Source organism: Cryobacterium cryoconiti (assembly GCF_004403065.1).
GTDB lineage: Bacteria > Actinomycetota > Actinomycetes > Actinomycetales > Microbacteriaceae > Cryobacterium > Cryobacterium cryoconiti.
Window position 1 is genome coordinate 373,744 of sequence record NZ_SOHA01000005.1, and the last position, 13,962, is coordinate 387,705.

At 64.7% G+C, this 13,962-nt stretch carries 15 protein-coding genes; 10 read left to right on the top strand and 5 right to left on the bottom strand.

Annotated features, from left to right (window positions below; translation table 11 throughout):
* Positions 1 to 11: 11 nt before the first annotated feature.
* Together glpK and E3T49_RS03165 are read right to left on the bottom strand one after the other, a co-directional pair.
* On the bottom strand, positions 12 to 1,526 hold the full coding sequence (glpK, locus tag E3T49_RS03160; protein WP_134423396.1) for a glycerol kinase GlpK: 1,515 nt from the start codon (positions 1,524 to 1,526) through the stop codon (positions 12 to 14).
* A 119-nt stretch (positions 1,527 to 1,645) separates the two neighbouring features.
* A complete protein-coding gene (locus E3T49_RS03165) occupies positions 1,646 to 2,410 on the bottom strand; it encodes an MIP/aquaporin family protein (protein WP_134423398.1) in 765 nt (254 codons plus the stop codon).
* A gap of 226 nt (positions 2,411 to 2,636) precedes the next feature.
* Here E3T49_RS03165 and dhaK point away from each other — a divergent pair, with 226 nt between their 5' ends.
* The 6 genes from dhaK to E3T49_RS03190 all read left to right on the top strand — a co-directional run bounded on the left by dhaK (position 2,637) and on the right by E3T49_RS03190 (position 6,337).
* The gene (gene dhaK / locus E3T49_RS03170; protein WP_134423400.1) at positions 2,637 to 3,638 is read left to right on the top strand and encodes a dihydroxyacetone kinase subunit DhaK; all 1,002 of its coding nucleotides are present in this window, start codon (positions 2,637 to 2,639) and stop codon (positions 3,636 to 3,638) included.
* A gap of 14 nt (positions 3,639 to 3,652) precedes the next feature.
* The gene (gene dhaL / locus E3T49_RS03175; protein ID WP_134423402.1) at positions 3,653 to 4,291 is read left to right on the top strand and encodes a dihydroxyacetone kinase subunit DhaL; all 639 of its coding nucleotides are present in this window, start codon (positions 3,653 to 3,655) and stop codon (positions 4,289 to 4,291) included.
* Position 4,292: 1 nt separating this feature from the next.
* Positions 4,293 to 4,988 carry a dihydroxyacetone kinase phosphoryl donor subunit DhaM gene (gene dhaM / locus E3T49_RS03180; protein WP_277613077.1) on the top strand — a complete coding sequence of 232 codons (696 nt, stop codon included), beginning with the start codon at positions 4,293 to 4,295 and terminating at the stop codon, positions 4,986 to 4,988.
* Positions 4,989 to 5,148: 160 nt separating this feature from the next.
* Entirely contained in the window at positions 5,149 to 5,412 is a 264-nt protein-coding gene (locus E3T49_RS03185) for a dihydrofolate reductase family protein (protein WP_241972607.1), read from the top strand.
* A 16-nt stretch (positions 5,413 to 5,428) separates the two neighbouring features.
* Positions 5,429 to 5,554 (top strand): dihydrofolate reductase family protein, encoded by a 126-nt coding sequence (locus E3T49_RS16490; protein ID WP_241972608.1) that lies wholly within the window; start codon positions 5,429 to 5,431, stop codon positions 5,552 to 5,554.
* A 219-nt stretch (positions 5,555 to 5,773) separates the two neighbouring features.
* Positions 5,774 to 6,337, top strand: coding sequence for an HdeD family acid-resistance protein (locus E3T49_RS03190; protein WP_166785453.1), 564 nt, complete (start codon positions 5,774 to 5,776; stop codon positions 6,335 to 6,337).
* Between the two features lie 22 nt (positions 6,338 to 6,359).
* On the opposite strand, the gene E3T49_RS03195 is transcribed toward E3T49_RS03190, so the two are convergent.
* Positions 6,360 to 7,151 (bottom strand): SDR family oxidoreductase, encoded by a 792-nt coding sequence (locus tag E3T49_RS03195; protein ID WP_241972609.1) that lies wholly within the window; start codon positions 7,149 to 7,151, stop codon positions 6,360 to 6,362.
* A gap of 99 nt (positions 7,152 to 7,250) precedes the next feature.
* Here E3T49_RS03195 and E3T49_RS03200 point away from each other — a divergent pair, with 99 nt between their 5' ends.
* The 4 genes from E3T49_RS03200 (at position 7,251) to E3T49_RS03215 (ending at position 9,889) form a co-directional block, all read left to right on the top strand.
* Positions 7,251 to 7,721: an NfeD family protein gene (locus E3T49_RS03200; RefSeq protein WP_134423408.1), complete on the top strand. Its 471-nt coding sequence runs from the start codon at positions 7,251 to 7,253 to the stop codon at positions 7,719 to 7,721.
* A gap of 20 nt (positions 7,722 to 7,741) precedes the next feature.
* Positions 7,742 to 8,683 (top strand): SPFH domain-containing protein, encoded by a 942-nt coding sequence (locus E3T49_RS03205; RefSeq protein ID WP_420898527.1) that lies wholly within the window; start codon positions 7,742 to 7,744, stop codon positions 8,681 to 8,683.
* A 33-nt stretch (positions 8,684 to 8,716) separates the two neighbouring features.
* Entirely contained in the window at positions 8,717 to 9,433 is a 717-nt protein-coding gene (locus E3T49_RS03210) for a glycerophosphodiester phosphodiesterase family protein (protein ID WP_241972610.1), read from the top strand.
* A gap of 90 nt (positions 9,434 to 9,523) precedes the next feature.
* Positions 9,524 to 9,889: an RNA polymerase-binding protein RbpA gene (locus E3T49_RS03215; RefSeq protein ID WP_134363750.1), complete on the top strand. Its 366-nt coding sequence runs from the start codon at positions 9,524 to 9,526 to the stop codon at positions 9,887 to 9,889.
* A 59-nt stretch (positions 9,890 to 9,948) separates the two neighbouring features.
* Here the strand turns inward: E3T49_RS03215 and lnt are convergent, their stop codons facing one another.
* Positions 9,949 to 11,493: an apolipoprotein N-acyltransferase gene (gene lnt, locus E3T49_RS03220; RefSeq protein WP_241972611.1), complete on the bottom strand. Its 1,545-nt coding sequence runs from the start codon at positions 11,491 to 11,493 to the stop codon at positions 9,949 to 9,951.
* A 9-nt stretch (positions 11,494 to 11,502) separates the two neighbouring features.
* The gene (locus E3T49_RS03225; RefSeq protein WP_134423414.1) at positions 11,503 to 13,956 is read right to left on the bottom strand and encodes a DEAD/DEAH box helicase; all 2,454 of its coding nucleotides are present in this window, start codon (positions 13,954 to 13,956) and stop codon (positions 11,503 to 11,505) included.
* Positions 13,957 to 13,962: the final 6 nt, after the last annotated feature.

The following is a 13,962-nucleotide window of genomic DNA, read 5'->3' on the forward strand; positions in this document are numbered from 1 at the left end:
GGACGGGCCTGCTAAACGACGTCTTCGTCGACCCAGCCGAAGGTCTTCGTGACGGCCTTCTTCCAGTTGCGCAGTTGCCGATTGCGCTCCTCCTCGTCCATCTTCGGAGTCCACCGGCTGTCTTCCTGCCAGTTCGCACGCAGTTCCCCGAGGTCGCTCCAGAACCCCACCGCCAGGCCGGCTGCGTAGGCCGCCCCGAGCGCCGTGGTTTCGGCAACAACCGGACGCACGACCGGTACTCCGATGATGTCCGCCTGGAACTGCATGAGGGTGTTGTTGGCAATCATGCCGCCGTCCACTTTCAGTTCGGTCAGGGGCACTCCCGAGTCGGCGTTGACCGCATCCAAGACTTCACGGGTCTGAAAAGCCGTGGCCTCCAAGGCCGCGCGGGCGATGTGACCCTTGTTCACGAACCGCGTCAGGCCGACCAGTGCGCCACGGGCGTCCGAACGCCAGTATGGGGCGAACAGGCCAGAGAAGGCCGGCACGAAGTAGGCGCCGCCGTTGTCGTCGACGGTCTTGGCCAGCGTTTCGATCTCGTCGGACGTACTGATCATCCCGAGGTTGTCCCGGAGCCACTGCACGAGGGCGCCGGTGACGGCGATCGACCCTTCCAGTGCATAGTGCGGCGCCGCGTCGCCGAGTTTGTAGCCCACGGTGGTGAGCAAACCGTTCTTCGAGTGCACGATCTCTGTGCCGGTGTTGAAGATCAGGAAGTTTCCGGTGCCGTACGTGTTCTTCGCTTCGCCCTGGTCGAAGGCGGCCTGGCCGAAGGTGGCGGCCTGCTGATCACCGAGGATTCCGGCGATCGGAACCTCCCGGAGCAGGCTGTGCTCATTCACGATGCCGTAGACCTCAGAGGAGGAGCGGATCTCGGGCAGCATCGACTTCGGCACGTTGAAGGCCGCAAGGATCTCGTCGTCCCACTGCAGAGTGGCAAGGTCCATGAACATGGTGCGGCTGGCATTGGTGACGTCAGTCGCGTGGACGCCGCCCTCGAGGCCGCCGGTGAGGTTCCACAGCACCCACGAGTCGGTCGTCCCGAACATCAGGTCGCCGGCGTCGGCTTTGGCACGCGCTCCCGGCACGTTTTCAAGAATCCAGACGATCTTCGTGCCGGAGAAGTATGTCGCCAGGGGGAGTCCGACCTTCGCCTTGAATCGTTCGACACCGCCGTCGGCGGCGAGCCGGTCCACGATCGGCTGGGTGCGGGTGTCCTGCCAGACGATGGCGTTGTAGACGGGGATGCCGGTGTGCCGGTCCCAGACGACGGCGGTTTCGCGCTGGTTCGTGATGCCCACGGCTTCGATGTCATGACGGGTCAGGTTCGCCTTGGACAGGGCTTGTCCGATGACCTCACGGGTGTTGTTCCAGATCTCCATCGGGTCGTGTTCGACCCATCCGGCGCGTGGAAAGATCTGCTCATGCTCATGCTGGCCGACCGCGATAATGGATCCTGCCTTGTCGAAGATGATCGCTCGCGAACTCGTCGTTCCCTGGTCGATTGCGATGATGTACTTGGCCATTGAAATGCCTCCTTGAAATGAACGATCTGAGTGAAAATGTGTTCTCGATCTTCGGGTTGCCGTCTTTTCGACAGCACAAAGTGGGCCGATTCAGACTCTGAACCGGCCCACTGACGGGGCTAGGTGAGGATGGGCAGAAGGAAGAGCGATGCCCAGCCGGCGAGAACGCCGCCGATCACCGGTCCGATCACCGGGACCCAGGAGTACGCCCAGTCGGAGGACCCCTTTCCCTTGATCGGCAGGACGAAGTGGGCGATACGCGGTCCCAGGTCACGAGCGGGGTTGATCGCATAACCGGTCGGCCCGCCGAGCGAGGTGCCGATAACGAGAACGAGCAGCGCGACGGGTAGCGCCCCGAGAGCAGCCAGACCCCCGCTCTCTCCCTGACGCCCGCCGCCGAAGGCCAGGACCACGAAGACGAGCACGAAGGTGCCGATGATCTCCGTGATCATGTTCCAGGCGTAGGAGCGAATGGCCGGGCCCGTGGAGAAGACCCCGAGCTTGTTGGCCGGATTGGGTTCCGCGTCGAAATGCTGTTTGTAGGCCAGCCAGCAGATGATGGCTCCGATGAAGGCGCCGACGAATTGGGCTGAGATGTACGTGAGGACGGACAGGAAGTTCACAGGAACGCCCGAACCGAACTCCGTAGCCCCTGAGGCAACGAGGCCGAGGGTGACGGCCGGGTTGAGGTGTGCACCGGAGTTGTAGGCCACGATGACACCGACGAAGACAGCGAATCCCCAGCCGACCGTGACCATGAGGAACCCGCCGCCGAGGCCCTTGTTCTTGGCCAGTGCGACGTTGGCGACCACACCGGTTCCGAGGAGGACGAGCATTCCGGTTCCTAGAACTTCCGACAGAAATACAACTCCAATATTGTCCACGTTGACCTTCCTTGGTGAGGCTGGAGGTGCCGGAGCAACCCGTCGCGGTGAGCGATCGGCAACACCATAGCGCGGCCATTTCGTAATCGGAATGGGCAGGTAGGCGCGCAAATATCAGGCCCCTTTACCGGGACCGGGCCGCGAGCGTAAGTTGAGCACCGAATCTGCTCACTCCGGCCCGGCCCGTCGACCGCGCCGTTCATTCACCCCGATCGAAGGAAGAGCCATGAAGAAACTCGTCAATGATCCCAAGAACGTCGTCGCTGAGGCCGTAGCCGGGTTCGGTGCTGCGCACGCCGACATCGTGCGGGTCTCGACGGACCCGGTCTACATCGTGCGCGGTGACGCACCCGTTTCCGGGAAAGTAGGTTTGGTCAGCGGTGGAGGCAGCGGGCATGAGCCGCTGCACGGCGGCTTCGTCGGTTTCGGCATGCTGGATGCCGCGGTTCCCGGCGCCGTGTTCACGTCGCCGACGCCGGATCCGATCCTGGCCGCGACGAAGGCCGTCGATGGGGGAGCCGGGGTGCTCCACATCGTCAAGAACTACACCGGGGACGTCCTCAACTTCGAGACGGCCGCCGATCTCGCAGCAGCGGAAGGCATCGACGTGAGGTCCGTCATAGTCAACGATGACGTCGCGGTGAAAGATTCCCTGTACACAGCAGGACGACGCGGAGTGGCCGGGACAGTACTGGTCGAGAAGATCGCCGGCGCCGCGGCGGAGCGAGGAGACTCCCTGGACGCGGTGGCCGCGGTTGCCGAGAAGGTCATCTCCCAGGTGCGTTCGATGGGTGTGGCTCTGACCCCCTGCGTCGTGCCGCATGCAGGCGAAGGCAGCTTCACCCTCGCCGACGATGAGATCGAGATCGGGATCGGCATCCACGGCGAGCCGGGACGTGCGCGGATCAAACTGGAGCCGGCCGACGCCATCGTCGATCGTCTTCTCGGTCCGATTCTGGAAGACATCCCGTTCGTGCGCGGGGACCAGGTCCTCCTCTTCGTCAATGGGATGGGCGGCACGCCGCAAATCGAGCTCTACATCGTCTTCCGCCGTGCGGCCGAGGTGCTCGCCGAACAGGGGATCACCGTGGTCAGAACGCTGGTCGGCAATTTCACCACCTCCCTCGAGATGCAGGGCACGTCGATCACGGTCCTGAAACTCGATGACGAATTGACGTCTCTGTGGGATGCGCCCGTCCAGACCGCCGCGCTACGGTGGGGACGGTAGTAGAAGGAGAACTTATGAACTTGAACGCCACCTGGGCGAAAGCCTGGATCCGGAGCAGCGCGCAGGTCATGAGCGAGCACCGAGTCGAGTTGATCGATTTGGACCGCGAGATCGGCGACGGCGATCACGGCGAGAATATGGATCGCGGATTTCAGGCGGTCCTGCACAAGCTGGATGACCTACCCCCGGAGGCCGGACCGGGCGACGTCTTCAAGTTCGTTGCGACCACTCTCATCTCCACGGTGGGCGGTGCCGCCGGACCGCTCTACGGAACGGCCTTCCTCAAGGGAGCCGTCGCGATCTCAGGGACGATCGAACTGGACGGCCCGGCCCTCGTCGCCTTCCTGAGGGCTGCGCGGGACGGCATCGTCCTGCGCGGGAAGGCGGAATCGGGGGACAAGACCATGGTCGACGCCTGGACCCCGGCCGTCGATGCTGCGGAGGCCGCCCTCGCTGGGGGCGCGGACGATCGGGCAATCCTGTCTGCCGCTGCGGACGCTGCGGAGGCAGGAGCACTCGCGACGGAGCCGCTGATCGCAAGGAAGGGACGGGCCAGCTATCTCGGCGAGCGGGCCATCGGTCACCGGGATCCGGGTGCGCAGTCATCCGCCCTTCTGTTGCGCGCCGCGGCCGCCACCGCGACGACGGCCTGAGGTGGCCGCGGCAGCAGGTCGAGTCGGCCTGGTCTTCGTGTCTCACAGCTCGATGATCGCCGAGGGCCTGGTCGATCTCGCACGCCAAATGGCACCCCATGCGCGCATGATCGCGGCGGGAGGGACGGATGACGGTCAGATCGGGACCAGCTTCGCCAAGGTGGTCGGCGGCATCGAGCAGGCTGACCTCGGCGAGGGTGTCGTGCTGCTGTGCGATCTGGGATCGGCGATCCTGACCTCCGAGACCGCCCTGGACTTCCTCGACGATGACGTGCGTTCTCGAGTGCGCATTGTGGATGCTCCTCTTGTCGAGGGTGGCGTCGCCGCTGCGGTCGCCGCCGAGGTCGGGGGAGACCTCGAGTCCGTGGTGCGCGCAGCACGCTCAGCCGCCGGCGCGGAACCCGCGCCTTCGACAAACGCGGCAGAATCGCCACCACCGTCACTCGTCACCCGCACGGTGACACTCGTCAATAAGGACGGGCTTCATGCCCGTCCGGCAGCCGACTTCGCGAAGCTGGCCAGTACGTTCACAGCCAGGGTCACCGTGAACGGCAAGGATGCCTCCAGCTTGCTGGCCGTGATGTCGCTCGGACTCACGCGCGGAATGACCGCGCAGATTTCGTCCGCGGATCCAGACGGGGCCGCAGCCGTGGCCGCCCTCGGAGATCTTCTGGAGTCGGGCTTCGGAGAAGAGTAGCCGTGGCGGCGACGTGGGCGTTCGGGTGTCACCTGCCGCAAGCACCGCTGCCTCAAAAAGCTCCGCCTGTGTCAGGAAGGGGTCCATACTCTCTCTTTTAAGGTGAGTCGAGCGCCTCACCCTCGTTCCGATCGACGCAGCACATGCCCGAGGAGGAGCAATGGCGAAGGTGGTCATTCATGCGGCCGTGAGCCTGGATGGGTTCATGGCTGACGTGGACGGAGGGGTCGACTGGATGAACGGATTCCCGTCGGATCCGGGGGACGAAGACGTCGTCGGAGGGCTTATCCAGGAACTCGGCGCCGTTGTCGGAGGCGCCAACAAGACGCAGACCATAGACGACGGAGAAATTCCCTACGGGGGCATGCTCAAGGTTCCGGTGTACCTGATGACCCACATGCCTCGAACTCGGACTCGTCGATGAGATCCAGCTGCACGTCGTGCCGATCCTTCTCGGAGAAGGGATCTCGCTCTTCACCGGGCTGAGCAAGCGCATCAAGCTAGAACGTGTCGACACATGGGCATTCGCCAGCGAGACTCACCTCCGGTACCGCGTTCTCACATAGAGACATACGAGTCGGGGAAATTTGCAGAAGCTACCGGTTCCCGATTTACGAACTGACATAATGTGCATTATCGGTCACATCGAGTCGGGGCTGGACGACACGTTCGGCGCCGACTACGGTGTGCTGCACAGGCTGCCGGCGCCACCGTGTCGGTGTCGAACGCCACCCACCCGAGAGGCGGCTGCAATGCCCGATAGTGTCACGACTTTCGATCTCTCAATGGATTCGAGAGAACTCAGCAACTCGGAGATCACCGGAGTCCGTGTGGGAATCGCTGGAACCGGGCTGCTCGCCCTCGTTGTCGGCATCCTGATCCTGGCCTGGCCGAACACGACGGTTTCCATCCTCGGCGTGTTGTTCGGCCTGTACTTCCTGATCAGCGGAATCGTGCACGTGGCCCGAGGATTGTTCACGAAGGGGGCCTCCGGCGGAAGCCGGGTCCTGAACATCCTGCTCGGCGTGCTGCTGATCGTCGGCGGGATCGTGGCCATCCGGAATCCTCTGGATTCCCTTGCCATCCTCGGGATGCTCATCGGCATCTCTTGGATCGTGGAGGGAGTGGCCGGGCTGGTGGAAGCGGCGCCGGATTCCAGCAGATGGTTCGGCATGGTCTTCGGTGCCATCGCCATCGTCGCCGGCGTCGTCGTGCTCTTGTCCCCCGTCGAGTCGGTTACCGTACTGGTCGTGATCGGCGGCGTGTTCCTGGTCCTGTCCGGAATCTTCCAGCTCGTCCAGGCCTTCACGTTCGGCCGCGGTCGGCGGGCCACGTCGGATACCGTGTAGCCGGGGGCCGCGAGCGATCACCTCAGCTGCGGTCGGCGGCCTCGTCCACATAGTCCGCGATATCGCCGACATAGCGGGTGTTGTTCGACGGAACGGCCTCTACAGCGGCCAGGGCCACCTCGGCGCCGAATTCGCTGACGTTGTACAGCCGACCGGCCGCATCCTTGCGGGCGTTCATGGTGCCCGGGCTGGCGCGTTCGAGCAGGACAGCCGTGACCGTTCCCTCGATGATGTCGCCGGAGACGACGACGAAGCCGATCCCGGCCTCGGCCAGTTCCGGGATGAGGGCGCGCAGCGCGTCCTCGCCGGCGCGCTTGGAGCGTGCAACAGGCTCGTATTCGGCCATGGTGACCGTCGTCTCCACGAAATGCGCCTGGTGACTGGTGACGAAGACCACTCGAGCACCCGGGGCCAGTAACGGTCGGGCCGCGTTCAACAAATTGACCTGAGCGTCCCTGTTCAGTTGCATGGCGTAATCCTCGGCCATGCCGCTCTCCATGCCCCCGGACGCATTCATCACCAGGATGTCGAGACCACCGAACTCCGCACGGATCATCTCGAACATCGCCGAGACGGACGCAGCATCCGTCAGGTCCGCACCGACCGTGATGGCCGTGCCGCCCGCGGCGACAATCGCGTCGGCGACCTTGATCGCGCGTGCCTCTTTGTTACGGAAGTTGATGGCAACACGGGCACCCGCCTCAGCGAAGAGACCGACAGTCGCCGCTCCCACACCACGGGACGACCCCGTGACGAGCGCGCGTTTGCCGGTGAGAGAGCCGGCGTCAAGGATGTTTTTGGGTGCAGTACTCACAGCACGCAAGCCTAGCAACATGAGCGGCCTGCCTGGACTCCCCCTGACGAGCAGGTGATAGCTTCGAGGGGAACCGTCATGTGAGGGGCGCAAGAATCAATGGCTGACCTGACCGATTACCTGTGGATCGTGTGGCTTGTTTTCATCCTTGTCTGCGTGATCATCGAGTTACTCTCCCTGGAATTCACCTTCTTGATGATTGCAGTCGGGAGTCTGGCCGGACTGGGTGCGAACCTGCTGGGAGCCGTGTGGTGGCTCCAGATCGTGACCGCCGCCGTTGTGTCGGTTCTTCTGATCCTGCTCATCCGGCCGGTCCTCCTGCGGATGATGAAAAAGGGTGCGGATCAGGTCCCGAGCAATGTGGCCGCGCTGCTCGGCATGAGCGCGCAGGTGCTCTCCACCGTTCGCACCTCGGGCGGGATGGTCAAACTGGCCAACGGTGAAACCTGGACCGCTCGCCTCTCCCCCAATACCAGTACGCAATCCGCCGAACCCGGTGAGATTGTGCACGTGGCTGCGATCGAAGGCTCCACCGCCGTCGTCCTCCCCTCGGAAAGGAACATCACATAGTGCTCTCCACCGGAGAATTCATTGGGCAGATCTTCATTGCCGCGCTCCTCCTGGTTCTGGGGGTGTTCGTGGTCGTCGTCCTGGTGCGTGCCATCAAGATCATCCCCCAGGCCAATGCCGGGGTCGTGGAACGTCTGGGCAAGTACCACAAGACGCTCGAGCCGGGACTGAACATTCTGGTCCCGTTCATCGACCGGGTGCGGCCTCTTCTCGATATGCGCGAGCAGGTCGTTTCGTTCCCTCCTCAGCCGGTCATCACCGAAGACAACCTCGTGGTGTCGATCGACACCGTCGTGTATTTCCAGGTGACGGATGCGCGCGCGGCGACCTACGAGATTGCCAACTACCTGGGCGCCGTCGAGCAGCTCACGACGACAACCCTGCGGAATGTGGTCGGTGGTCTCAATCTCGAAGAGGCGCTGACCAGTCGTGACAACATCAACGGGCAGCTTCGGATCGTGCTCGACGAGGCGACCGGCAAGTGGGGCATCCGCGTCGGCCGGGTGGAACTGAAGGCGATCGACCCGCCCCTGTCCATCCAGGACTCGATGGAGAAGCAGATGCGAGCCGAACGCGACCGCCGCGCCGTCATCCTGACCGCCGAAGGCACGAAGCAGTCGGCGATCCTCACGGCCGAGGGAGCGCGCCAAGCGGCCATCCTCTCGGCGGAAGGTGATGCGAAGGCCGCAGTCCTGCGTGCCCAGGGTGAGGCCGAGGCGATCACAACGGTATTCAAGGCGATCCACGACGGTGACCCGGATCCGAAGCTCCTGGCCTACCAGTACCTCCTGACGCTCCCGAAGCTCGCGGAGGGCAGCGCGAACAAGCTGTGGATCGTGCCGAGCGAACTCACGGCGGCGATGAACGGGATCGGTGCGGCATTCGGTCATGCCGCCGCCGGCTCGGTCGTCCCCGCGCCTGTCTCCCCGGCCGGTCAGGCCCCCGCCACCACCGGGCCCTAGGTACGCATGTTCCTCGAGGGGGTCAGGCCGAGGGTGTTCGCCCATCGCGGCCTCTCCCTCGGCGCACCGGAGAACACCCTGCTGGCCTTCCGACATGCGTTGGAAGCCGGCGCGTCCCACCTGGAAACGGATGTCCATGCCAGCGCCGACGGCATCGCCGTCCTCAGCCACGACGCGGACTGTGACGTGGCCGGTACGCGCATCCGTGTGGACCGGCTCAGCATGGCTGAGCTCCGCCGGGTCGGCCTCGGCACGGGGCAGACGTTCGCATCCCTGCGTGAGGGGCTGGACGCGTTCCCGGACGCCCGGTTCAACATCGACGTCAAGTCGGCGGCAGCAGCGGAGGCGACCGCCGTCGCCGTCAGGGACGCCCGCGCCATCGACCGCGTGCTGATCACCTCCTTTTCCGAAGCTCGCCGGCGCACCGCCGTCGGGTTGCTGCCCGGGGTGGCCACCTCGGCATCCGCCCCGGTCATCATTCGCACGGTCCTGGCCGCCGGACTGGGCACCGCCGCCCCCGTCCGGCGCTCCCTGACAGGTTTCGCGGCCGTGCAGGTGCCGGAATCGGTGCGTTTCCTCCGGATCCTCACTCCGCGCTTCATCCGCGCAATTCACGCAGCCGGCGTGGAAGTGCATGTCTGGACCGTCAACGATCCCGACGACATGACCCGGCTCCTGGACTGGGGCGTCGACGGCCTCGTCACCGATCGATGCGACCTAGCCGTGAAGGTCATCGCAGCACGAACCTGAGAGTTGCCTCCGAGAATTGACGTAACGGAAAGATAACGTCCAGCTTGATGGTTTATACCTGAGAGTTGCATCGCGAGAGGAGACCACACGATGGCGGATCGCAGTTTGCGTGGCATGAGGTTAGGCGCACAAAGCCTTCAGAGCGAAGAGGGTGTCACCTTTTCACCACGAGTCAGTCACACGTATCTGTGTGCAACGTGCGCACGGGAGACGGTAATGATCTTCTCGGCGGAGGCGGAAGCCCCTGACGAGTGGGAGTGCCGCTTCTGTTCACAGACAGCAACCCGGTTGGTTGATTCCAAGCCGGTAGTCGTCGACCATTCCGACGAGAAAGTACCGCGCACGCACTGGGACATGCTCCTGGAACGTCGTACCCGCGCCGAGCTCGAGGAACTCCTCGAGGAACGTCTGACGTTCCTGCGCGAACGTCGCGGACAGCAGAAGATCGGCGCCTGATCGGCCCTCTCTCTCGCCCCAATCCGATCAGGCCGTAATTTCCAGCCTGATCCGGCTATTCACTCGCTACGCGCCCGATTCCGTCGGGCGCGTAGCGCGTTAAGGGAACACAGCACGAATCCGGCCAATCCGAGGCCGGACACCAGCCATTCGATCCCCCGTCCGGCAACCATGGCCGGTGTGACCGTATCGCTGAGGGGAACCGTCTGCACCATCGCCCCGGGCAGCCAGGTCGGCAGGCTGTCCAGCGTGGCACCGTCGGGCGTGATGATCGCGCTCGTACCGACCGTTGAGATGTTCACGACGGTTCGACCGGCCTCGATGGCACGCAGCCTGGCAATCGCCAACTGCTGCACGCTCTCATCGGTGCGGCCGAAGTCCGCATTGTTGGTCTGCGCGAGAATGATCTCCGCCTTGTCATCGATCATCTCCTGCACGAGCTGGTCGTCCGCGATATCGAAGCAGATGGCGATCCCCGCCATGATTCCGTCGACGTCGAAGACGTTGTCGCGCGTGCCGATCGAGTAATCGCGAGCGACGAGGTCGATCAGCTCCGGAGCGAACGGGCGCCAGAATGCACGGTCAGGCATGTATTCCGCGAACGGAACCGGGTGGACCTTGTCGTAGATGTCCACGGCCCCCTCGCCGGACTTCCAGAGCAGGGAGCTGTTGTAGAACCGGCCATCACGCTGGGTGATCGTTCCCGCGACAATCGGGACGTCCATGGCGCGGCTCAGATAGTCGAGGTTCCGCGCGGCATCCTTCGATCGGAGCGGGTCGATGTCGCTCGCGTTCTCCGGCCACACCACGAAGTCGACCTGCTCGTCGACCACGGCCAGCGTCGCCGACGTATGGTCGGACAGAATCTGGCCGGGCGAGTACCGCGCGAACAGCCCCGCGTCGGAAGCCCCCTGCACAGCAGCCAGCCGCGTCTCGCCGCTTGAGACGGTCGGCCACGCGGGGACGACCAGCAGCAGGGCGACGGCGGCCACGGCCACGCTTCCCCGCAGAACGGGGCGTCCACCGCTCTCACGGAGGAGCTGAAGGCAGAGGGCGCTGAGCCAGATCAGGAGAAAGCTGAGACCGGACATCCCGACCCAGGCAACCAGGGAATTGAACGGGCTCTCGGACTGAGAGATGGCCAGCCGGCCCCAGGCAAATCCGCCGTACGGCCAGACCGACGAGATCGCTTCCCGCGCCGTCCACAGCCCGGCCACCACCAGCGGGATCATGCCGAGACGTCCCAGCCTGGACGGCCAGACCCGTGGGCCGTACCGGAGCACCACTACGATCAGGGCCAGGCTGATGCCGAAGAACATCGACTGCAGACCGGCCAGGGCCAGCCACGGGACAGGTCCCAGATACAGGGTCAACCAGCTGATGTGAATCAGCCAGAACGAGAGTCCGGAAACCATTCCGATCAGCAGCCCCGACCACAAGCCGCGACCGAGCAAAGCCAGGAGCATCAGGAAAACGCCGATCGGCGCCAGAATCCACCACGAGCGGTCGGGGAAACCCGCATCCAGGATGGCCCCCGCGACGGCGGCCAACAGGATGGCAGCCGGCAGGGGCAATGCCAGCCGCCTTTCGATCACAGCAGTCACGTCTCCAGCCTAAGCGACCGACGAGTAAGCCACGATGCCGCGCCGAATGGCGTCCATGGCCTGGCGAGCGGTGCGACCGACGGGGTCGTCGGCCACGACGGAGAGCTGGTCCAGCAGGTCGATGGTCTGCTTCGTCCAGCGCACGAAATCACCCGCGGCCATCTCAGCCTCGTCGAGGACGTCGACGAGCGAACCGGCCCTGGCCCACTTCCACATGGCCAGGCTGAGCCCGACCGCGAGCGGGTTGCTGCCCGGAAGCTTGTGGTCACGCTCCAGGTCATCGAGGCGGCTCCACAACTCCTGGGTCTCGTGCAGGGCCTCCCTGAACGGGCCCTTGGGCAGGTAGCGTTCGTCGATCAGTCCCTCGTCGCGCCGCGGCTCGAAAACCAGCGCACACGCCATGGCGGCGAGGCCGGCCGGGTCCAGGTTTTTCCACAGGCCGCGGCGCAGGGACTCCGCGACGAGCAGGTCGCGGTCCGCGTAGATACGCCGGAGGATGAGGCCGCTCGGGCTCAGAGCCACTGCGCCCTCAGCGTTCTGAACGAGGTACCCATACCCGAGGAGAACATCGGTCACCCGGTCGAAGACGCGGGCAACGGCGCCGGTGCGGGTCGTGATCTGCTGGCTGAGCGCATCCGTGTCACGCTTGAGCTTCCACCAGCGCTGTGCCCAGCGGGCGTGTTGTTCGCGATCGGGGCAACTGTGACAGGGGTGTGAGCGCATGCGTTTGCGCAGGCTCGCCAACTCGCGCTGGCGCCGTTCACGGGCCGCGCGGGCGCCGGTCTCCCCCGCTGCACTCTGGCGCTCGACATCGGTGAGGTTGCGTCGGATCGCGGAATAATCAGTGAAATCGCCCAGGTGGCAGACCATGGAGCTGGCGAAACCGTTGAGGGACTCCTCCTGCTGACGCACCTTGCGCGCCAGGTCGACCACGGCCCGGTCGGCCTGGAACTGGGCGAAGGAGGATTCAAGGACTTCCCGGGTGCGTTCGCGACCGAACTGCTCAATCAGGTTGACGGCCATGTTGTACGTGGGCTTGAAGCTGGAGTTGAGGGGGTAGGTGCGGCGGGATGCGAGGGACGCGACCGTCTGCGGGTCGAGACCGGAGGCCCATTGGATGACCGAGTGGCCCTCGATGTCGATGCCGCGGCGTCCGGCGCGCCCGGTGAGCTGGGTGTACTCCCCCGGCGTGATCGGGACCCGGGCCTCCCCGTTGAACTTTTCGAGTTTGTCGAGCACCACGGTGCGAGCCGGCATATTGATGCCCAGAGCCAGGGTCTCGGTGGCGAAGACGGCCTTCACCAGCTTCTTCTGGAAAAGTTCCTCGACGACCTCTTTGAAAGCGGGCAGGAGCCCGGCATGGTGGGCGGCAACGCCGCGTTCGAGCCCGTCAAGCCACTCGAAGTAGCCGAGAACTCCCAGATCTTCATCGAGCAGGGTGCGGCAGCGCTCATCCACGATCTGCCGGATTTCCTCACGTTCCCGCGCGTCGGTCAGGCGCACTCCGGCACGCAGGACCTGCCGGACGGCCTGGTCGCAGCCGACCCGGCTGAAGATGAAGAAGATGGCTGGAAGGAGGTGCTTCCCCTCCAGCAGCCGGACGATCTCCGACCGGTCCATACGCCCGGCCTCGAAACCGCCGCGCGACGGGGCACTGCGGCCTCGGTCGCGATCACCGCCTCGGCGCCCGCTGCCCGAGCGAGGTGCCGCTGGGCGCCCGCCCGCCTGGGCGAGTCGCACGAGCTCCGGGTTCACGCGGTGCGTCCCGGCCAGGCCGGCGGCATCGAAGAGGTCCAGCATCTTGCTTTTCACCAGAACATGCTGTTCGAGTGGGACGGGGCGTTCCTCGGACACGATGACATCCGTCTCACCACGAACGGCCTGCAGCCAATCTCCGAACTCCTCGGCGTTGGACACGGTCGCGCTGAGTGAGACCATGCGCACATCCTGTGGAAGGTGGATGATCACCTCTTCCCAGACGGCTCCACGGAACCGGTCGGCGAGGAAATGCACCTCATCCAGAACGACGAACGCGAGGTTGGTGAGCAGGTCCGCATCGGCGTAGAGCATGTTGCGCAGGACCTCGGTGGTCATCACCACGATGCGAGCCTGCGGGTTGACGTTCGTGTCTCCGGTCAGCAGACCCACTTCGTCCGGGCCGTATTCGGCCACCAGTTCCTGGAATTTCTGGTTGCTGAGCGCCTTCATCGGCGCGGTGTAGAAGACCTTCTTCCGAGAGCTCTGCATGGCCAGGTAGATCGCGAATTCGGCGATGAGTGTCTTGCCTGCGCCGGTCGGCGCGGCGACCAGCACGCTGTTTCCATCTTCAAGAGAGGCGCAGGCCGCCAGTTGGAAGGGATCCAACTCAAACCGGAGCCCGGCGCGGAACGCCTCCAGACGAGGCCGTCCGGCACGGGATCGAGAGGCAGCGTACCGTTCGGCGGGCGATTGAAGGTAGGTCATCGGATG